This window comes from Aeromonas sp. 62-46, assembly GCF_001898585.1.
Classification (GTDB): domain Bacteria; phylum Pseudomonadota; class Gammaproteobacteria; order Enterobacterales; family Aeromonadaceae; genus Aeromonas; species Aeromonas caviae.
Map to the genome: position 1 here is coordinate 161,513 of NZ_MKUI01000005.1, position 18,609 is coordinate 180,121.

General features: G+C 64.1%; 20 protein-coding genes. 6 read left to right on the plus strand and 14 right to left on the minus strand.

The genetic code is table 11. From position 1 onward, the window contains the following. Positions 1-130: 130 nt before the first annotated feature. From cueR to rph, 4 genes are all read right to left on the minus strand, one after another. Positions 131-520 carry a Cu(I)-responsive transcriptional regulator gene (gene cueR, locus BGO64_RS02645; protein WP_010676100.1) on the minus strand — a complete coding sequence of 130 codons (390 nt, stop codon included), beginning with the start codon at positions 518-520 and terminating at the stop codon, positions 131-133. Further along, positions 517-2,946, minus strand: a complete 2,430-nt coding sequence (locus BGO64_RS02650) for a heavy metal translocating P-type ATPase (protein WP_286700113.1) — start codon at positions 2,944-2,946, stop codon at positions 517-519. The genes cueR and BGO64_RS02650 overlap by 4 nt, the downstream gene beginning before the upstream one ends. A 179-nt stretch (positions 2,947-3,125) precedes the next feature. After that, a complete protein-coding gene (gene pyrE / locus BGO64_RS02655; RefSeq protein WP_010676102.1) occupies positions 3,126-3,779 on the minus strand; it encodes an orotate phosphoribosyltransferase in 654 nt (217 codons plus the stop codon). Positions 3,780-3,853: 74 nt separating this feature from the next. Further along, a complete protein-coding gene (gene rph / locus BGO64_RS02660; RefSeq protein WP_239052681.1) occupies positions 3,854-4,570 on the minus strand; it encodes a ribonuclease PH in 717 nt (238 codons plus the stop codon). A gap of 146 nt (positions 4,571-4,716) precedes the next feature. Between rph and BGO64_RS02665 the strand changes: the two genes are divergently transcribed. Continuing rightward, positions 4,717-5,580, plus strand: coding sequence for a YicC/YloC family endoribonuclease (locus BGO64_RS02665; RefSeq protein WP_010676104.1), 864 nt, complete (start codon positions 4,717-4,719; stop codon positions 5,578-5,580). A gap of 183 nt (positions 5,581-5,763) precedes the next feature. Here BGO64_RS02665 and BGO64_RS02670 read toward each other — a convergent pair whose 3' ends face one another. The 3 genes from BGO64_RS02670 to waaF all read right to left on the minus strand — a co-directional run bounded on the left by BGO64_RS02670 (position 5,764) and on the right by waaF (position 9,121). Then, positions 5,764-6,642: a DMT family transporter gene (locus BGO64_RS02670; protein ID WP_048209623.1), complete on the minus strand. Its 879-nt coding sequence runs from the start codon at positions 6,640-6,642 to the stop codon at positions 5,764-5,766. 111 nt (positions 6,643-6,753) lie between these two features. Continuing rightward, positions 6,754-8,022: a lipid IV(A) 3-deoxy-D-manno-octulosonic acid transferase gene (waaA, locus tag BGO64_RS02675; protein WP_286700114.1), complete on the minus strand. Its 1,269-nt coding sequence runs from the start codon at positions 8,020-8,022 to the stop codon at positions 6,754-6,756. 1 nt (position 8,023) lies between these two features. Then, positions 8,024-9,121, minus strand: coding sequence for a lipopolysaccharide heptosyltransferase II (gene waaF / locus BGO64_RS02680; RefSeq protein ID WP_286700115.1), 1,098 nt, complete (start codon positions 9,119-9,121; stop codon positions 8,024-8,026). 339 nt (positions 9,122-9,460) lie between these two features. On the opposite strand from waaF, the gene BGO64_RS02685 reads away from it, so the two are divergent. After that, positions 9,461-10,237: a glycosyltransferase family 2 protein gene (locus tag BGO64_RS02685; protein WP_010676108.1), complete on the plus strand. Its 777-nt coding sequence runs from the start codon at positions 9,461-9,463 to the stop codon at positions 10,235-10,237. Between the two features lie 340 nt (positions 10,238-10,577). Here the strand turns inward: BGO64_RS02685 and BGO64_RS02690 are convergent, their stop codons facing one another. Further along, a complete protein-coding gene (locus BGO64_RS02690; RefSeq protein ID WP_010676109.1) occupies positions 10,578-11,621 on the minus strand; it encodes a glycosyltransferase family 9 protein in 1,044 nt (347 codons plus the stop codon). Positions 11,622-11,842: 221 nt separating this feature from the next. Here BGO64_RS02690 and coaD point away from each other — a divergent pair, with 221 nt between their 5' ends. After that, positions 11,843-12,325, plus strand: a complete 483-nt coding sequence (gene coaD, locus BGO64_RS02695) for a pantetheine-phosphate adenylyltransferase (RefSeq protein ID WP_010676110.1) — start codon at positions 11,843-11,845, stop codon at positions 12,323-12,325. Positions 12,326-12,398: 73 nt separating this feature from the next. Here the strand turns inward: coaD and BGO64_RS02700 are convergent, their stop codons facing one another. From BGO64_RS02700 to radC, 6 genes are all read right to left on the minus strand, one after another. Further along, complete coding sequence (locus BGO64_RS02700; protein ID WP_042879078.1) at positions 12,399-13,271, minus strand: VirK/YbjX family protein; 873 nt, start codon at positions 13,269-13,271, stop codon at positions 12,399-12,401. A gap of 176 nt (positions 13,272-13,447) precedes the next feature. Continuing rightward, positions 13,448-14,260 carry a bifunctional DNA-formamidopyrimidine glycosylase/DNA-(apurinic or apyrimidinic site) lyase gene (gene mutM / locus BGO64_RS02705; protein ID WP_010676112.1) on the minus strand — a complete coding sequence of 271 codons (813 nt, stop codon included), beginning with the start codon at positions 14,258-14,260 and terminating at the stop codon, positions 13,448-13,450. 14 nt (positions 14,261-14,274) lie between these two features. Then, entirely contained in the window at positions 14,275-14,730 is a 456-nt protein-coding gene (locus BGO64_RS02710) for a hypothetical protein (protein WP_041212007.1), read from the minus strand. A 90-nt stretch (positions 14,731-14,820) separates the two neighbouring features. Further along, positions 14,821-14,988: a 50S ribosomal protein L33 gene (gene rpmG / locus BGO64_RS02715; RefSeq protein ID WP_005323752.1), complete on the minus strand. Its 168-nt coding sequence runs from the start codon at positions 14,986-14,988 to the stop codon at positions 14,821-14,823. An 11-nt stretch (positions 14,989-14,999) separates the two neighbouring features. After that, complete coding sequence (rpmB, locus tag BGO64_RS02720; protein ID WP_005307492.1) at positions 15,000-15,236, minus strand: 50S ribosomal protein L28; 237 nt, start codon at positions 15,234-15,236, stop codon at positions 15,000-15,002. Between the two features lie 136 nt (positions 15,237-15,372). Then, positions 15,373-16,047 carry a RadC family protein gene (radC, locus tag BGO64_RS02725; RefSeq protein WP_039040991.1) on the minus strand — a complete coding sequence of 225 codons (675 nt, stop codon included), beginning with the start codon at positions 16,045-16,047 and terminating at the stop codon, positions 15,373-15,375. Between the two features lie 148 nt (positions 16,048-16,195). Between radC and coaBC the strand changes: the two genes are divergently transcribed. The 3 genes from coaBC to slmA all read left to right on the plus strand — a co-directional run bounded on the left by coaBC (position 16,196) and on the right by slmA (position 18,600). Beyond that, positions 16,196-17,398, plus strand: coding sequence for a bifunctional phosphopantothenoylcysteine decarboxylase/phosphopantothenate--cysteine ligase CoaBC (gene coaBC / locus BGO64_RS02730; RefSeq protein WP_161646788.1), 1,203 nt, complete (start codon positions 16,196-16,198; stop codon positions 17,396-17,398). 76 nt (positions 17,399-17,474) lie between these two features. Beyond that, positions 17,475-17,933: a dUTP diphosphatase gene (gene dut / locus BGO64_RS02735; protein ID WP_010676116.1), complete on the plus strand. Its 459-nt coding sequence runs from the start codon at positions 17,475-17,477 to the stop codon at positions 17,931-17,933. Positions 17,934-18,003: 70 nt separating this feature from the next. Next, positions 18,004-18,600, plus strand: a complete 597-nt coding sequence (slmA, locus tag BGO64_RS02740; RefSeq protein ID WP_010676117.1) for a nucleoid occlusion factor SlmA — start codon at positions 18,004-18,006, stop codon at positions 18,598-18,600. Positions 18,601-18,609 lie beyond the last annotated feature (9 nt).

Genomic DNA, 18,609 nt, shown 5'->3' on the forward strand with positions numbered 1-18,609 from the left:
CGCACAGTTTAACACTCCCCTTTCCTGCTCAACAATCAATCGACCGCTATTAAGCTGCCACTCAGCGCGTCCTCTCTCGCACAGGCCCCGACAGACCCTTTTCTGCAGGGTCGAATGGCGCAGCCCTCCCTCACCCTTTCTCCAGCTCGTCGAGGATGGGGCACTGGGGATTCGCATCTCCGTGACAGCAGCTCACCACCTCCTCGAGGGCGCTGAGCATGGCTTGCAAACCGGCGATGCGGGAGCGCAGATCGACGATTTTCTCCTGGGCCAGCTTCTTCACCTGGGCACTGGTTCTGTGCTCGTCCCGATAGAGCGCCAGCAGCTCCTGACACTCCTCCAGATTGAAACCGGTCTCCCGCGCCCGCTTGACGAAGCGCAGCTCCCGCAGGGAGGCATCCGTATAACTGCGATACCCGTTGTCGCTGCGCACTGGCGACGAAATGAGGCCGATGCTCTCGTAGTAGCGGATGGTCTTGGCGGTCAGGCCGGTGGCCTTGGCGACCTTGCTGATGTTCATGAATGACTCCTTTGGGATTCAGATGCACGCAGGCTGCCCGCCCGGGGCTGCCAGCGCTTCAATAACAGGGAATTGCTCAAGACGGTGATACTGCTCAAGGCCATGGCCGCCCCCGCCAGCTCGGGGCTGAGGTAACCCAGCGCCGCCAGCGGAATACCGATGATGTTGAACACGAAGGCCCAGAACAGATTCTGCTGGATGGTGCGCCAGGTGGCCGCCGAGATGTCGATGGCATCGGCCACCAGCCGCGGGTCGGATCGCATGAGAGTGATGGAGGCGGTCTCCATCGCCACGTCGGAGCCGGAGCCCATGGCGATACCCACATCCGCCGCCGCCAGCGCCGGGGCGTCGTTCACCCCGTCTCCCACCATGGCGACCAGCCCGCTGGTTTGCGCCCGCAGCGCCTCGACTTTTTCCACCTTGCCGGCTGGCAGCACGGAGTCAAAGGCCCCGTCCAGCCCCAGCTTGGCGGCGATATGGGCCACCGGCGCCGGCGCATCACCGCTCACCAGCCAGCTGGCGATGCCGCGCTGACGCAGGGTGGCGATGGCATCCGGACTCTCGGGGCGCAGGGTATCGGCCAGCGCCGCAATGCCCGCTACCACGCCGTCAATGGCCACCCAGACCCGGGTCGCGCCGTCGGCAGGCTGCTTATCCTGCGCGGGCACCTCAATGCCGAGCTGGGCCAGCAAAGAGCCATTGCCGATGGCGACCGTATGACCGGCGACCTGACCGACAATACCGGCACCGACCCGCACCTCCACCGCCTCCGGCTGGGGTAGCATCGCCTCCTTGTCGACCGCCTCGCGCATGGCCAGCGCCAGCGGGTGTTCGCTCGCCTGCTGCAGGGCGGCGGCGAGGCGCAGTTGCTCGTCGTTGCCGCTCCAGCTCGCCAGCACGGGCTTGCCCTGAGTGAGCGTACCTGTCTTGTCGAAGATGAGCGCCTTGATGGCGTGGGCCTTCTGCAGGGTATCGACATCTTTGATCAGAATGCCATGGCGCGCCGCCACCCCTGTACCGGTGACGATGGCCGCCGGCGTTGCCAGCCCCAGCGCACAGGGACAGGCGATCACCAGCACGGCCACCGCCGCCAGCAGCGCCTGACCGAAGTCGTTGCTGATGGCGTACCACACCAGCAGGGTGAACAGGGCGATGGCCATCACCACCGGCACGAACACGGCGGAGACCTTGTCCACCAGCTGTTGCAGCGGCGCCTTACCCATCTGGGCGTTCTCCACCAGTGCGATGATCTTGCTGAGGCTGGAGTCCTCCCCCACCGTAGTGGCTTCAATTTCCAGCACGCCGGAGCGGTTGATGGCGCCGCCCAGCACCTTGTCGCCCTCGCCGCGCGGCACCGGCAGGCTCTCGCCGGTGAGGATCGACTCGTCCAGCTCGCTCTCGCCGCTCGCGATTCTGCCGTCCACCGGCACCCGCTCCCCCACCAGCACCTGCAGCCTGTCGCCGCGCAGCACCTCGTCGATGGCGACGATCTGCCAGCGCTCGCCGCGCCAGACGGTGGCGGTTTCCGGCCGCAGCGCCATCAGTTCGCGAATGGCGGACTGGGTACTGCGTCTGGCTCGCGCTTCCAGCAGTTTTCCGAGGGAGATCAGGGTAATGATGATGGCGCTTGCCTCGAAATAGAGCTGGCCACTGGCGGCCCCCCCCAGATTAAGCAGCAGATAGAGGCTGTAGAAGTAGGCCGCACTGGTACCGGTCGCCACCAGCACATCCATGTTGGCGGAGCGGTTCTTGATAGCGAGCCAGGCGCCGCGATAGAAGCGGGCCCCAATCCAGAACTGCACCGGGGTGGCGAGCACCAGCTCCAGCCAGGCGGGCAGATGCCAGGGCAGCAGACCGGCCATGGCCAGCATCCCCACCAGCAGCGGCAGGGTAAGCAAAGCCGAGACGATGACCTGGGTTTGCGCCTGACGGGCGCTGGCGGCCTCCTGCGCTTCCCGCTCCAGCAACTGCTGGCGGCGGCCGCTGGCCGAGCCTTGCGCCAGTTGGGCGCCAAAGCCGAGGGCCTCGATCTGCTCGCGCAGGGCCGCGGGCGTCTGCACCCCGGGTACCTGCACGATACGAGCCTGCTCGATGGAGAAGTTGACGTCGGCGGAGATGATGCCGGGCAGCGCCGCCAGCATCTTGTTCAGGCGGGCCGAGCAACCGGCACAGGTCATGCCGGTGATTTGAAACAATATGGTCTCGCTACCGTAGTCGTAACCCTGCGCCTGGATGCTCTCCAGCACCGCCGGCAAACGGTCGGGGCTGGCCAGCTCGATGGCGGCTTGCTCCAGTGCGAAGTTGACGGTGGCCGATACCCCGTCGAGCTTGTTGAGGGCGGCCGTGATGCGACCGGCGCAGTTGGCGCAGCTCATGCCGCTGAGCGGCAACTGCAGATGAATGGGTGATTGAAGATGAGTGGTCATGTTGTTCCTCCCCGGAACCCGTCGGCACCACAAAACGCCGACTGGCAAACCCTAACCTTTACTGTAAGGGCAAGCTCAAGCCACATGATCCACTTTTTGCAGATGAAAAAACGGCGCCCGTTTGCCGCCAGAGAACAAACAGGCGCCGCCTTCAACTATTGCGCGGTATGCGCGGCGACTCAGATACCGTACTGGGCGCGGTAAGCCTTCATGGCGGCCAGTTGCGCGGCCAGCTCCGGCTGTTCGGCCTGCTTCTCTTCCAGATACTGGATCAGATCGCTCATCTGGATGATGGCGATGATGTGGGCACCGTAGTCACGCTCCACTTCCTGAATGGCGGAGAGCTCGCCCTTGCCCTTCTCCTGACGGTCCAGCGCGATCAGCACGCCAGCCAGGGAGGCGCCGTTGGCCTGGATCAGATCCATGGATTCGCGGATGGCGGTGCCGGCAGTGATGACATCGTCCACCAGCATGATGCGCCCCTTGAGCGGGCTGCCCACCAGATTGCCACCCTCGCCGTGATCCTTGGCCTCCTTGCGGTTGAAGCACCAGGGCACGTCCACGTCGTGCTGCTCCACCAGCTGCACCGCGGTGGCGGAGGCGATGGGGATCCCCTTGTAGGCCGGGCCAAACAGCACGTCGAATTCGATGCCGGCATCCATCAGGGCGGCGGCATAGAAGCGGCCGAGACGGGCCAGATCGCGGCCGCTGTTGAACAGACCGGCGTTGAAGAAGTAGGGGCTTTTACGACCGGATTTCAGGGTAAATTCACCGAATTTGAGGACCTGTTTCTCCAGGGCGAACTCGATAAATTGACGCTGGTAGGCTTTCATTCTGGCTCCTTGCTTGGCTTGTCGTTTACTTGTGTGGGGTATAAAAAAACGCGGTCAATGCCGCGTTTTTAAAATCATGCAAGTGACTGCTTCTGCAGCGCAATAATGTCGGCAATACCGCCCTTGGCGAGGGCCAGCATCTCCAGCAGCTCCTCGTGGGTGAAGGGTTCGGCCTCCGCGGTGCCCTGCACCTCGATGATGCGACCATCTTCGGTCATCACCACGTTCATGTCGGTCTCGGCAGCGGAGTCTTCGATGTACTCCAGATCGCAGATGGCCTCCCCTTCGAACATACCGACGGAGACGGCCGCGATCATCTGCTTGAGCGGGCTCTGTTTGATCAGCCCCTTCTCCACCATCCAATTCAGCGCATCCACCAGCGCCACGCAGGCCCCGGTGATGGCGGCGGTGCGGGTGCCACCGTCGGCCTGCAGTACGTCGCAGTCAACTGTGATGGAGTGCTCGCCCAGCGCGGTCAGGTCTACTGCGGCGCGCAGGGAGCGGGCGATCAGCCGGGAGATCTCCAGAGTGCGGCCACTCTGCTTGCCGGAGGCCGCTTCACGGTTCATCCGGGAGTGGGTGGAGCGCGGCAGCATGCCGTATTCGGCGGTTACCCAGCCCTGATTCTTCCCTTTCAGGAAGCGTGGCACGCTGGTGTCGACGCTGGCGGTGCAGAGCACGCGGGTGTTGCCGAATTCCACCAGCACGGACCCTTCAGCATGCTTGGTGAAGTGGCGGGTAATGGTGACCGGACGAAGCTGCGCGGCAGTGCGATCGCTGGGACGTGACATGGGACGGACCTCTGGGCTGGCTGAATTGGCGCAGGAGTATAAGTGATCCCAGCCCAAATATCAGCCGCTAAAACCACGCTGTCGGCTGACGGAGCAGGGCTGGCTGAGTATACTGGCCCCACACTTCATCAAGCCCGGAACAATCAATGATTCACAGCATGACCGCCTACGCCCGCAAGGAACTCAAGGGCGACTGGGGCACAGCCGTTTGGGAAATTCGTTCGGTCAACCAGCGCTATCTGGAGACCTACATTCGCCTGCCGGAACAACTGCGCAGCCTGGAGCCGGTTCTGCGTGAGCGCTTCCGCGCCAAGCTGCAGCGCGGCAAGGTGGAGTGCAACCTGCGCTTCGAGGCCGCCCAGGCCGCTGCCAGCCAGCTGCACATCAATGAAGAGCTGGCCAAACTCATCATCGAGAGCGCCAACTGGGTGATGAAAGAGGCGGGCCAGGGTCAGCTCAACCCGGTGGACGTGCTGCGCTGGCCGGGCGTGATGGCTGCCGCCGAGCAGGACATGGACGTAGTCGCCACCGAGCTGATGGCCGGCTTCGACTTGACCATGGAAGACTTCCTCGCCTCCCGCGCCAGCGAAGGGGCCAACCTCAAGGCGCTGATCGAACAGCGTCTGGCCGGCATTCAGGTAGAAGTGAAGAAGGTGCGGGAGCACCTGCCGCAGATCATCGAGTGGCAGCGCCAGAAGCTCACCGACCGCCTGGCCGAGGCCAAAGTGGAGCTGGATCCTGCCCGCATCGAGCAGGAGATCGTGCTGCTGGCCCAGAAGATCGACGTGGCCGAAGAGCTGGATCGCCTGGAGATGCACATCAGCGAAACCAACAAGATCATGAAGAAGGGTGGCGCCTGCGGCCGTCGCCTCGACTTCATGATGCAGGAGTTCAACCGCGAGTCGAACACGCTGGGCTCCAAGTCGATCAACGCCGAGGTGACCCAGTCCGCTGTCGAGTTGAAGGTCCTCATCGAGCAGATGCGCGAGCAGATCCAGAACATCGAGTGATCTCCCTCATAGATGCACCAGCCCCCGCCACGCGGGGGCTTTTTTATGCTCGTTTCCCGCAGCGCTCAGCCGCCTGACTGATGGTAACCCCTAGCAAAGGGAGCCCGACATGTGCCATCACGCAAAGAGGGTCTGCCATGCAGACCCTCTCCTTCTTTTTGATCCATCCCCCGCCCGTGCAGGCTAGACCGGTGACTTCAGCCTTCGGCTGCGCAGCAACAGGGGGAGCTGGTAGAGCACCAGAGCCCCCAGCACCAGGCCGGCACCAGCCAGCTTGGCGGGGCCCAGCGGTTCGTCATAGAAGAGGGTGCTCAGGATAAGAGTCCAGACCGGTTCGAGCAGCATCAGCAGGGCGGCGTGGGCCGTGGTCATCCGGCTCAGGGCGTGGGTGAGCAGCCAATAGCGCAATGTGGTGGCGATCAGGACGCTGGCCGCAAACCAGCCCCAGATACCAGTGCCGATGCTGGCGGGCCACTGCTCGGTCAGCAGGGAGAGCAGGGTGCCGAGCAGTCCGGTCACCGCCAGCTGGATGCAGGTGAGCCAGGTAGGGGGAATGGACTGGGCGAAGTGGCGGTGCACCGCGAGCTGAACCCCCAGGGTGGCGGCCGCCGCCAGAAACCAGAACAGGGAGAGCGACACGCCCCAGTGAGTGCTGCTGGAGAGCAGCAGCAGACCCGCGACGGCCACGGGCAGAGTCAGCCAGTAGTGACGGCCGGGTCTGGCCTTGAAGGCGGCCCAGGCGGCGAGCGGCGCCATCAGGGTGGCCACGCTCATGATGAAGGCGCCGCTGCCGAGGGCATCGCTCTGGCTGATGGCGGTAACCCAGAACAGCAGGCTGGCCCCGAGCAAGGTGCCGCACCCGGCGGCACGCAGCAGTTGTGAGCCATTGGGGGGCGGCTCGCGCAACCAGGCGAGCGGCAACAGCAGCAGGGCGGCCAACAGGAAGCGGCTGCCGATAAAGGCGGCGGTGGGCAGTTCGCGAATCGCCTCTTTCGAGAAGAGCCAGCCAGCGGCGGCCAGCAGGGTGACCAGTATCATCAACAGCAGGGGAGCGCGGTTCATCGGGGCATCACAGGGTCAGGGGCAAAGGGCAGAGCATAAAGGAAAGAGGCGCGGATTGTCTCCCGGGGTTTGACAGACATGCTGGCGGGGCGGCTACCACGCCGCCCCGCCTCAGTCGTCACCTTCCAGGCTGGCGAGGCAGTGGGAGAGGGTGCGCGCCAGCGCCCCCTGGTTGCGCAGCACCACGGCACGGGCCTGCTCCCCCATCTCGCGGCGGGCGCCCGCATCGGCGAGCAAGGCGTTCACCTTGTCACCGAGCGCCTCGGCATCCGCCACCACGGCGGCGCCCCCCTGGGCCACCAGCTGGCGGGTGATGTCGCTGAAGTTGAAATAGACGGGGCCGGTCAGGCAGGGTTTGCCCAGCGCCGCCGGTTCCAGCAGGTTGTGACCGCCCACGGGCACCAGGCTGCCACCGACAAAGGCGAGATCCGCCGCCGCCAGCATCAGTGGCAGCTCGCCCATGGTGTCACCCAGGTAAACCTTGTCGCTCTCGCCTACCGCACTGCCCGCCGTACGCCGCACGCAACCGTAGGGGGCGCACAGCTCGGCCACCCGATCGAAACGCTCGGGATGGCGCGGCACCAGGATCAGCAGGGCGGAGGGGTGGGCCTTGAGCACCCGATCGAAGGCGGCCAGCACCTGCTCGTCTTCCCCCTGGTGGGTACTGGCGGCGATCCAGACAGGTCGTGCCTCCCCCAGTTGCTGGCGCAGGGCACGGCCCCTGGCCTGTACCTCGTCGCCAAACTGGATGTCGAACTTGATGGAGCCGGTCACCGCCAGCCGGTTGCGCGCTATGCCCAGCCGATGGAAGCGATCCGCATCGTCCTGATGCTGGCACAGCAGGTGGGTCAGCGGGCGGCTCAGGGCATCGAAGGCCCCCTGGAAGCGACCATAGCGCTGACAGGATCGCTCCGAGAGGCGGGCATTGAGGATGGTCACCGGCAGGTGGCGTGCCTCGCAGGCCGCCAGCCAGTTCGGCCACAGCTCTGTCTCCATCACCCAGAGGGAGCGGGGCTTGACGGTGCTCAGAAACGCCGAGACGGCCCAGGGATAGTCGAGAGGCGCATAGCGGTGCACCACCAGATCCCCGAGCTTGGCCGCCTGTTCAGCGCCGGTGCGGGTGGTGGTGGTGAGCAGGATGGGCAGCTCGGGGCGCTCGGCCTTGAGGGCGCGGATGAAGGGGGTGATGGCCAGGGTCTCCCCCACGCTCACCGCATGGATCCAGAGTGGAGCCTCCTGTCCGGTCGGCGGCAATCGTCCCAGATGCTCGGCCCAGCGCGCCCCGAAGCCGGGCTTGCCTTTTTTGGGTTTGTAGAGCGCCAGCAGCGCCAGGGGCAACCCCAGGTGGATCAGCAGGTTGTAGAGCAACCGGTAGATCATGCTAGCTATTACCTGGTTCAGCAGCAGAGGATTCCACCGGCTGCCGCACTATGGTCAGATCTGCCGTTTCCCCACGCTCCAGCCGATTTCCTGCCTCGATGACCTGTTCCGGCATCAGTTCGATCAGGCACTTGAGGTGGCCGAACTTGCAGGTGCGCTTGAAGCAGGGGCGGCATTCGATGTCGGTGTGGACGATCTCGACCCTGTCCGCCAGCGGTGGGGTATAGAGGGGCGAGGTGGAGCCGTAGACGCCGATCAGCGGCCGGTTGAGGGCGGCCGCCACGTGCATCAGGCCCGAGTCGTTGGCGATGACCCGACCGGCCAGCGCCATCAGGTCGATCGCCTCGTGCAGGCTGGTCTTGCCCGCCAGCACGTGGCAGTTGGGGCGCGACAGGGGGTTGATCCGATCACGGATGGTGTTGGCCACGTCCACGTCCTTGCCCGAGCCGAAGATCCACACCTGCCATCCCTCGTCGAGGTGCTTTTGCGCCACCACGGCGTAGTGCCCTTCCGGCCAGCGTTTGGCCGGGCCGAACTCGGCCCCCGGACAGAGCACCAGCACAGGGCGGGCACGATTCAGGCCGAGCCGCTCCAGCGCCTTGCCCTGGTTGATGAGATCCACGTGCAGGGAGGGATGGGGAATAGCGGGAATGTCGTCCCGACTCTTCATCTGCCCTTTGGGGTAGGCCAGAGCCACATAGCCTTCCACCATCAGCGGGAAGGCCTGCTTGTTGCTGCGCATGTCGTTGAGCAGACCGAAGCGGTGCTCCCCCTTCCAGCCGGTGCGCACCGGGATCCTGGCAAACCAGGGGATGAGGGCCGACTTCATGGAGTTGGGCTGGATGATGGCCTGATCGTACTGCTCCGTGGCCAACTGCTTGCCAAGGCGGCGGCGTACCCCCAGCTTGAAGTCACCGTGGCCAAGCGGCATGGCGATGGCCTTGTCCACCTCGGGCATGCGCTCCAGCAGCGCAACGCACCAGGCCGGCGCCATCACATGGAGCTCGCTGCCCGGGTGGTTGCTCTTGAGCGCCTTGTAGAGGCTCTGGGACATCACCATGTCGCCGACCCAGGAGGGGCCGATCACCAATATTTTCATCGCGCGTCTTCTCTCGGGACTGGCCCGGCTGTTGATCATTACTGGGCGAGATTATGCCCCAAGAAAGGCCGAAGAAATAACAGAAGATACCCGTCTGCTCCCGCAAACCGCCTCCCTGGCAGGATCTGCTCCCCCGCGCATCCCTCCTGAGGCCCTCTTCGACCCGGACACGGCGTGCCCTGGGCCACCGACTGCCGGGTAGCAGAGATCCCCCTTCCCCCGCATTCAAAAGCGGGCCCACCGGGCCCTCGGGTCATGCCCCGCGCGGGGTTTTAGGCTAGAATGGGCGCCAATCCGAGCATGACCCGCCCGCCGGGCACCAACAAGAGTCCCTTGCCTGTGAAAAAACCGACCCTGGCGGCCGTCCTGATCGTCAAGAACGAAGCCGACAACCTCCGTGCCTGCCTCGCCTCCCTCGAAGGCCTGGCGGATGAAATCGTCATTCTCGACTCCGGCAGTCAGGATGACACTCCGGCCATCGCCGCCGAATTTGGCGCCCGCTTCTTCGTCAACACCACCTGGCCCGGTTTCGGCCGTCAGCGCCGCCTCGCCCAGTCCCATGTCCAGTCGGAGTGGGTGCTGTGGCTGGACGCGGACGAGCGGCTCACCCCCGAACTCAGGGAAGCCATCCAGGGGGTCATGGCCAACCCGGCCAGCGACACCATCTACTCCATCCCGCGCCTCTCCTGGGTGTTCGGCCGCTTCATCCGCCACAGCGGCTGGTACCCGGATCGGGTGCTGCGCCTCTACCCCAAGGCGCTGACCGGCTACAACGAGGCGCTGGTACACGAGAAGGTGGAGGTGCGCGCCAACATGAAGATCGTCAATCTGCAGGGCGACCTCCTCCACTACACCTACCGGGATCTGGAACACTACCTGGTCAAATCCGCCGGCTACGCCCGCGCCTGGGCCGATCAGCGCACCGCCCGCGGCAAGAAGGGATCCCTCGGCCAGGGGCTGGTCCACGCCGTCGGCTGCTTCCTCAAGATGTACCTGCTCAAGGCCGGTTTCCTCGACGGCAAGCAGGGCCTGCTGCTGGCCATCCTCTCCGCCCACTCCACCTTCGTCAAATACGCCGATCTCTGGGTTCGCCAGCAGCCCCAGCAACCGAAATAGGGCATCGCGCCTCAAACATCGCATTAATCACTCACCCCTTGTTCCAGCGGGACAAGGGGCGAACCCCATTGCCATGGAGCGGGCGCAGCCCTCGCCGGGCCGCTCACGGCGCAAACCCGGGCGCCACGGACGAACACTGGCCGCTATAAGCCGAATGCATGGATATTGGCAACATGACCCGACTCCGGCTTATACCGACAGGTTTCCCCTGCCAGGGGTCCGGACAGGTCCGTCAAGGGGCTGTCGGGAGCCACGCCCGGTCGGTCGGTCTGCCAGCAGGGCGCATCCCCATACAAGACAGGGCCCCGCGGGGCCCTGTCTGTATGTTCTGTGTGCGCTCTCAGCGCTCGGCGCGCCAGAAGGGCGGCGCCCAGCGGGCGATCTCTGCCGCCATGGCCTTGGGATCGAGCTGGCTCATGTCCTCCGGGTGGTCACTGTCTTCCGGCGGGCTGAAGGGCAGATGGCGCCCCTCGCCGTTGAGCGGCCGCCAGCGCAGCGGCGTCGCCGAACGGTGTGCCGGGAAGAAGCCGACGGTCGGCACGTCCATGGCCGCGGCGATGTGCAGGGGCCCCGTGCTGCCCGCCACGAACAGGGCGGCGTTGGCCATCACCTGGCAGAACTTCGGCAGCCCCTCGTCGGAGCGATAGATCCAGCCGTTGCCCCCATGGGCCAGCAGTTCGGCCGCCAACTGCTCCGCCTTCCCCTCCTCCCCCGGGCCTGCCGTCAGTACGCACTGCAACTCGGGACAGGCCTGGTTGAGCTTGATGATGAGGCGCGAGTACTGCTCGATGGAGAGGTTGTTGGCCGAGCCACCGCTGCCCGCATGCACCATCAGCCAGGGGCGGCTGGCGTCGAGCCTGAGACGGGCGGCAACCTGCTCGCGCACCTGCAGCAGGCTCTCGGGGTCAAAGCCGAGGTAGGGTCCTTGTGGCTCTACCACGGTCTGATGCTGATCGGCGAGGAAGCGGCGCACCAGATCCAGGTTGTATTCGTACTCCGGCTTCTGGGAGCGGGAGCGGCGCTGCACCAGGCGCTGGTTGTAGAGCACCTGGGCCAGCTTCGTGGCTGGTGCCAGCCGGTAGGGAATGTGCGCCTTCCACACCAGCTTGGCATTGCGGGTGTTGGAGAAGAGGCAGATGGAGGCATCGAAGGCGGCCGCCTTGATGCGCGCCAGCAGGGCGCGTTGCTGCTCCTTGTCGGCCCGGGCACCCGGATCCAGGATGATCTCGTCGATCCATGGGCAGAGGCGGGCCAAGGGCGCCGTGTAGGCGGGAACCAGGGCAGTCACATGACACTCCATGGAGCGCTTGAGCATGGCAAAGCTCGGCCACGCCAGCATGAAGTCACCAATCTTGTCATTGCGGACTACCAGAATACGTTTCATAAAAAATCCCTATGCTCCCTGTCACCAGCGAAGGAGGCTTGATGCGCGATGCGGGTATTCTTGCCTGATGCAGGGCGATTCTCAAGCGAAGACGCCACGGGGCCCCGATTTGTGCGACCCCGGCCGCCGATCAGCGCCAGAAATCCGCGCCATCCCGGTCGCGACAAACCGGCAACAGCCCCTATAATGCGACCAGTTTTCCGGTTTCAGGAATCAGCAGCATGACCAACAAGGTAATCTATCCCGGCACCTTCGACCCCATCACCAACGGCCATACCGATCTCATTGGCCGCGCCGCCAGACTGTTCGACGAGGTGGTGGTCGGAGTGGCCAACAGCCCGAGCAAACGGCCGCTGTTCGATCTCGAGGAGCGCGTTCAGCTGGCCAGGCAGGTGACGGCTCACCTGCCCAACGTCAAGGTGGTGGGCTTCTCCGGCCTGCTGGTGGATTTTGCCAGGGAGCAGCAGGCCAACGTGCTGATCCGCGGCCTGCGCGCCGTCTCCGACTTCGAATACGAGTTCCAGCTCGCCAACATGAACCGTCGCCTGATGCCCACCCTGGAGAGCGTCTTCCTCACCCCGGCGGAGGAGAACTCCTTCATCTCCTCCACCCTGGTGAAGGAGGTGGCGCTGCACGGAGGTGACATCCACCAGTTCGTCGACCCCCTGGTGGCCCAGGCCATCGCCGCCAGGCAGCAGCGCTAATCCCTCTCCTGATGGGCAGAAACGAACAAGGGCTACCCGCGGGTAGCCCTTGTTGCATCAACGCACTGCACGCCTAGCTGCGGGCAAACTGCTGGCGGATCGCCAGCTCCAGCTGATCGAGCCACTCGTAACGGCGCCGGTACATGGCCCGCTTCTTGGCGGCCACCTCCTCCAGCGGCTTGCGCACCACGGGTTGCAGCCGCACGAAGTTGGCGTCCTGATCGAGGGCGCCAAACTCCTGCCACAGCTCGTCGTAGTCCGCCTGCAGGCAGGCTTTCTTCTTCTTGCTGTACCGTCTTGCCTGGAAGATGTGGGCCTTCATGCGCACCGCACAGACCCGGTGGGCCCCCATGGCCCCGGCCAGCGCCATCACCAGCATCACCACCAGCGACTTGGGTCTCAGACCCTGACCCGCCCGGGTCAATGCCCGCACCTGCTCCTGGGGCTGCTCGACACAGGGCTCTGGCCCCTGCACCGACCCGATCACCAGGGCCAGCTCCTGTTCGTTGCCCGCCAGGGAGAAGGCACAGCTGTAGAGTCGCTCCCCCCGCGCGTTGACGATGGAGAGGGCCAGCTCCGCCTCCCTGCGGAAGGTGCCGTCGTGACGCAGCACGATGCGCCAGCCGCCATCGGGATAATGGCCCAGCACTATCCCCTCCCCCAGATAGAGCGGGTCGATGAGCTCGGGGTACAGGCCCAGCAGCAGGCGGTAGTGATCCTCCACCATCTTGACCCGCTGGTTCACCGTCGAGCAGGCGAAGCGATAGGGGCGCATCGGCTTGTCGAGCAGCTCGGGGTGGCGGGCGGGAAGCGCTCGCAGGGGGGCGCTCTGGAACAGCTCGAATACCCGGTTCAACTGCGCACGGTAGAGCAGACTGCGCAGCAAAAACTTGCCGCGATTGAAGGTCTTGCGGGCGCTGTCTTCGGGATAGAGGAAGCGGGCCATATCGTGGGCACAATAGTGCCCCTGCCGGGATAAATGTTCCCAGTCTATTGATTTAGCTGTCATTTTATTACCTCGCAGCCTGAACTGGCGAGATAGTAGTCATGGGCTGACGCCGCTTCAACAGACCGGAAATACTCTCTTACAACTTGGCCGGTTCCGGCTCAAAAACCCCTCTTTCAGCGTTGGCAGTGGGAGCAGAACACCGTGGTTCGCTGGCCCATCTTCACCTCGGTGAGCAGGGTGTGGCAGTGGAAACAGGGCTGGCCGCCACGGCCGTAAACCTGCAGCTGCTGCACGAAATAGCCTGGCTTGCCGTCGGCGCTGGTGAAATCCTTGAGGGTGGTGCCCCCCTGGCGAATGGCTTCGGCCAGCACCCGCTTGATCTCGCTCACCAGGGTGCCCAGCCGCTCGGCGCTGATGTTGCCCGCCGCCCGCCTGGGATGAATGCCGGCGGCATAGAGCGCCTCGTTGGCGTAGATGTTGCCCACCCCGACCACCACGTGGTTGTCCATCAGGAACTGCTTGATGGCGGTGCTGCGCCCCTTCGCCCGCTCCCGCAGGTAATCGGCATGGAAGGCATCGGTGAGGGGTTCCGGCCCCAGCTTGGCGAGCAGGGCATGGGCCTCGGCCGGTTCGCGGGTCCACAGCAGGGCGCCAAAACGGCGCGGATCGTTGAGCCGCAGCAGCTTGCCGTTGGCCAGCTCGATATCCACGTGATCGTGCTTCTCGGCCGGGGTGCCGATGTCCAGCACCCGCAGGCTGCCGGACATCCCGAGATGCAGGATGGCGGTGCCGAAGTCGGTCTCCAGCAACAGGTATTTGGCGCGGCGGCTGACGCGGTGGATGACGAGATCCACCAGCTCCTGGATCTCGCCGGGCACGGGCCAGCGCAGGCGGCCGTCCCGCACCACCACGCGGGTCACCTTGATGCCGGTAAGCCAGGGGGAGATGCCCTGGCGGCTGACTTCGACTTCCGGTAATTCAGGCATGGGCGATCTCTCGTTCAGGGAATGGGGCGCATCAGGTCACGGTATTGCGCCTGACTCAAGCTGAGCCAGGTCGAGGAGGGCAGCAGGGCGGCAAACTTGCCGTCGTCCTGATAGAGCCCGACTTCCACCGGATCGCTCTGTCCGGCGATCCAGATCTTGAGGGTCACCGGGGTGCCGCGCACGGGCTCGCCGGGGGGCAGCAGCCAGCCTTGCCACGCCTCGATGCGGGCCGCCAGCTGGGTGCTGCCAAGCCCCAGATCCGGCGCGCTGCGCCAGCCCTGGCCGATACGCTCTATCTGCCAGCTCGGCCCCTGCCAGGTCAGCACCACGGCACTCTCCGGCAACAGCGGACGCGCGCGTTTGGCACTGTTCTCCTGCTGGGCCTGCTCCAGCCGGTGCAACAGGGTAATGACGATCAACACGACCACGATGATCACGTTGTTCCAGCCTTTGCGGCTCAGTTTGAACATGGCTAGCCTCCCTTCGAATCGGCAGTGTACTGAATTCCAGCCATAAAAAAACCCGGCACGAGGCCGGGTTTTTGCAGCGAAACCAAGTAATTACTTGATTTTGCCTTCTTTGTAGATCACATGCTGACGAATCACGGGATCAAATTTCTTGATCTCCATTTTTTCGGGCATGGTGCGCTTGTTCTTGGTAGTGGTATAGAAGTGACCAGTACCGGCGCTGGAGTTCAGGCGAATCTTATCGCGAATACCTTTAGCCATGATCTAATTCCTTATACCTTAACGCCGCTGGCACGCAGTTCAGCCAGAACCACTTCAACGCCGCGCTTGTCGATGATACGCATGCCTTTTGCGGATACGCGCAGGCTCACGAAGCGTTTTTCACTCTCAACCCAGAAACGGTGAGTGTGCAGGTTCGGCAGGAAACGACGCTTGGTAGCGTTGTTAGCGTGCGAACGGTTGTTACCAACTGCCGGGCGCTTGCCGGTTACTTGGCATACTCTAGACATGTCAGTCTCTCCAAATCTTACTTCATTGCTCGAGCAAATATCTGCCCCGCTGGCCTTCGATTGCGGGGCAAACAGAAGGCGGCATTTTATACAGCATCCGTGATCAAAGATCAACTAATACAGTGCCAGAGCCCAGTCACAACCAACCACGCTCTGCGAAAGAAACCGTGATGCCATCACCGATCACCAGGTGATCAAGCACTCTGATATCGACCAGGGCCAGGGCGGCCAGGATCCGATCCGTGATCTGGCGGTCCGCCCGACTGGGCTCGGCCACGCCGGACGGGTGATTATGCGCCAGAATCACGGCGGCTGCATTATGTTTGAGCGCGATCTGCACGATTTCTCTGGGCCAGACGCTCGCCGAGTCGAGGGTGCCGTAAAAAAGTTCGACAAACCGGATGACCCTGTGCTGGTTGTCGAGCAGCAGCAGGGCGAACACCTCCCGCCCCCGATCCCGCAACTGGGCTTGCAGAAAGTCACGGGTGAGCCCGGGCGAGGTGAGCGCCTCTCCCCGTTGCAACTGTTCGGCCAGATGGCGCCGCCCCATCTCCAGCACCGCCTGCAACTGGGCATACTTGGCAGGTCCCAGCCCGTGAGCGCCACAAAAATCCTGCTGCTCGGCTCCCAGCAGTGCCCGCAGGGAACCAAACTGCTGCAACAACTGGCGGGAGAGGTCCACCGCACTCAACCCACTGACCCCGGTGCGCAGGAAGATGGCCAGCAGTTCGGCATCGGAGAGCGTCGCCGCTCCTCGGCGCAGCAGCTTTTCCCTCGGGCGCTCCTCTTCCGGCCACTCCTTGATGCTCATTTGTCTCTCCCTACATGGCTATTGAGAGAAAACATAGCAAAGAATCCCGCGAGCCCGACCACAACTCCCCCATGTCAGCCTCTGTCGCCACCCATTGCCTGTGCTATCTTAGCCGACCAGTCAGAGTGAGCCGGAAGAGAAGCAGCAGATGAGATTGGCCGATAAACGCATCCTGTTGGGTGTCAGTGGCGGGATCGCCGCCTACAAGAGTGCCGAACTGGTACGTCGCCTGAAAGATCAGGGGGCCGAGGTGCGAGTGGTGATGACCCGCTCCGCCAAGGAGTTCATCACCCCGCTGACCCTGCAAGCCGTCTCAGGCCACCCGGTGGCCGACAGTCTGCTGGACCCGGCTGCCGAGGCGGGCATGGGCCACATCGAGCTGGCCAAGTGGGCCGATCTGGTGCTGATCGCCCCCGCCAGCGCCAATCTGATGGCCCGCATGGCCGCCGGCATGGCGGACGAGCTGCTCACCACCCTCTGCCTGGCCACCCCGGCGACTGTCGCCCTGGCGCCAGCCATGAACCAGCAGATGTATCGCAACGCCGCTACCCAGGCCAACCTCCAGACCCTCGCCGAGCGCGGTATTCAGCTGTGGGGGCCGGATTCCGGCAGCCAGGCCTGCGGCGATGTGGGCCCGGGCCGGATGCTGGATCCCCTGGAACTGGTGGAACGCTGCTGCCAGCAGCTCGCCGCCGAACCGCTCCTGGCAGGCGTCAGGCTGCTGCTCACCGCCGGGCCGACCCGCGAGGCGCTCGATCCGGTGCGCTATATCAGCAACCACAGCTCCGGCAAGATGGGCTACGCCATCGCCCGCGCCGCGCGCGAAGCGGGCGCGGAGGTGACCCTGGTGAGCGGCCCGGTGGCACTGACCACCCCGGCCGGCGTTACCCGCATCGATGTGGAGAGTGCCCTGCAGATGCACGAAGCAGTGATGAGCCGGGTCGGTGAGTGCGACCTCTTTATCGGCTGCGCTGCCGTCGCCGACTACCGTCCCGCCCAGGTGGCCGAGCAAAAGATCAAGAAGACCGGCGACAACGACCAGATGCAGCTGACCCTGGTCAAAAACCCCGACATCATCGCCGATGTGGGGGCGTTGTCAGACAAACCCTTCACCGTCGGATTTGCCGCCGAAACCGTGGATGTGGAACAATACGCCCTCGACAAACTTCGACGTAAGCGGCTGGACATGATCGCAGCCAACGATGTGTCCCGTGCAGGCCAGGGTTTCAATGCCGATGACAACGCCCTGACCGTCTTCTGGCAAGGGGGTCAAGCCGCCCTGCCCCTGGCCGATAAGCTGACGCTGGCCCGTCATCTTGTCGCCCTGATTGCACGCCATTATCGACCCTGAGCCCATTGAACATGCCGGGAGCCCCAGGCTCCTGCAGTACCACCCGATCGCCAGGCGATCCAATTGAAAAAGATTCATGACGACACAAATTGAACTGAAAATCCTGGATGCCCGCATCGGCACCGACTTCCCGCTGCCCGCTTACGCCACACCGGGCTCCGCTGGCATGGACTTGCGCGCCCTGCTGGATGCCCCGCTGACCCTGGCCCCAGGCGACACCACGCTGGTGCCGACCGGGCTGGCCATTCACATCCAGGATCCGGGTCTGTGCGCCACCATCCTGCCCCGCTCCGGCCTCGGCCATAAGCACGGCATCGTGCTGGGCAACCTGGTCGGCCTCATCGACTCCGACTACCAGGGTCAGTTGATGGTCTCGGTCTGGAACCGTGGCAACGACAGCTTCACCATGCAGCCTGGCGAGCGCATCGCCCAGCTGGTGATCCTGCCGGTGGTACAGGCCAGCTTCCAGCTGGTCGACGAATTCAATCAGAGTGAACGGGGTGAAGGCGGGTTTGGTTCTTCTGGTCGCCAATAACAAGACCACACGACCCCCTGGGGCACGTGCCAAATAATAGAATCAAGCCATTGTTTTTTTAGGGGAATCCATGGCAAGCAGTAACCAGAAACAGAGTCGGCGCGATCAGATCCTGCAGGCACTCGCCCACATGCTGGAAACCAGCCCGGGCCAGCGCATCACCACGGCACGCCTCGCGGCCGAGGTGGGCGTGTCCGAGGCGGCCCTCTACCGGCATTTTCCCAGCAAGGCGAGGATGTTCGAAGGGCTGATCGACTTTATCGAGGATTCCCTGCTGTCACGGGTCAACCTGATCATGGCCGAAGAGAAGGACACCATGGCCCGCTGCCATCACATACTGCAGCTGCTGCTGGTATTCGCCGAGCGCAACCCCGGCATCACCCGCATTCTCAATGGCGATGCCCTGCTGGGCGAACACGATCGGCTGCGGGATCGCATCAGCATCCTGTTCGACAAGCTGGAGACCCAGATCAAGCAGGTACTGCGCGAGAAACGGCTGCGGGAAGGCCAGGGCTTCCAGCTCGACGAGACCATGCTGGCCAACCTGCTGCTGGCCTATACCGAGGGCCGCATCAGCCAGTTCGTCCGCTCGGAGTTCAAAATCAAGCCCACCGCCGGGTTTGAAGATCAGTGGCAGTTTATCCGCAGCCAGCTGCTGCAAAGCTGAGCCAGCAGA

Coding starts and splice junctions, on each gene's coding strand:
- cueR (WP_010676100.1), bottom strand. CDS start 520: ATGAACATCAGCAAGGTCGCCAAGGCCACCGGCCTGACCGCCAAGACC.
- BGO64_RS02650 (WP_286700113.1), bottom strand. CDS start 2,946: ATGACCACTCATCTTCAATCACCCATTCATCTGCAGTTGCCGCTCAGC.
- pyrE (WP_010676102.1), bottom strand. CDS start 3,779: ATGAAAGCCTACCAGCGTCAATTTATCGAGTTCGCCCTGGAGAAACAG.
- rph (WP_239052681.1), bottom strand. CDS start 4,570: ATGTCACGTCCCAGCGATCGCACTGCCGCGCAGCTTCGTCCGGTCACC.
- BGO64_RS02665 (WP_010676104.1), top strand. CDS start 4,717: ATGATTCACAGCATGACCGCCTACGCCCGCAAGGAACTCAAGGGCGAC.
- BGO64_RS02670 (WP_048209623.1), bottom strand. CDS start 6,642: ATGAACCGCGCTCCCCTGCTGTTGATGATACTGGTCACCCTGCTGGCC.
- waaA (WP_286700114.1), bottom strand. CDS start 8,022: ATGATCTACCGGTTGCTCTACAACCTGCTGATCCACCTGGGGTTGCCC.
- waaF (WP_286700115.1), bottom strand. CDS start 9,121: ATGAAAATATTGGTGATCGGCCCCTCCTGGGTCGGCGACATGGTGATG.
- BGO64_RS02690 (WP_010676109.1), bottom strand. CDS start 11,621: ATGAAACGTATTCTGGTAGTCCGCAATGACAAGATTGGTGACTTCATG.
- coaD (WP_010676110.1), top strand. CDS start 11,843: ATGACCAACAAGGTAATCTATCCCGGCACCTTCGACCCCATCACCAAC.
- BGO64_RS02700 (WP_042879078.1), bottom strand. CDS start 13,271: ATGGCCCGCTTCCTCTATCCCGAAGACAGCGCCCGCAAGACCTTCAAT.
- mutM (WP_010676112.1), bottom strand. CDS start 14,260: ATGCCTGAATTACCGGAAGTCGAAGTCAGCCGCCAGGGCATCTCCCCC.
- BGO64_RS02710 (WP_041212007.1), bottom strand. CDS start 14,730: ATGTTCAAACTGAGCCGCAAAGGCTGGAACAACGTGATCATCGTGGTC.
- rpmG (WP_005323752.1), bottom strand. CDS start 14,988: ATGGCTAAAGGTATTCGCGATAAGATTCGCCTGAACTCCAGCGCCGGT.
- rpmB (WP_005307492.1), bottom strand. CDS start 15,236: ATGTCTAGAGTATGCCAAGTAACCGGCAAGCGCCCGGCAGTTGGTAAC.
- radC (WP_039040991.1), bottom strand. CDS start 16,047: ATGAGCATCAAGGAGTGGCCGGAAGAGGAGCGCCCGAGGGAAAAGCTG.
- coaBC (WP_161646788.1), top strand. CDS start 16,196: ATGAGATTGGCCGATAAACGCATCCTGTTGGGTGTCAGTGGCGGGATC.
- dut (WP_010676116.1), top strand. CDS start 17,475: ATGACGACACAAATTGAACTGAAAATCCTGGATGCCCGCATCGGCACC.
- slmA (WP_010676117.1), top strand. CDS start 18,004: ATGGCAAGCAGTAACCAGAAACAGAGTCGGCGCGATCAGATCCTGCAG.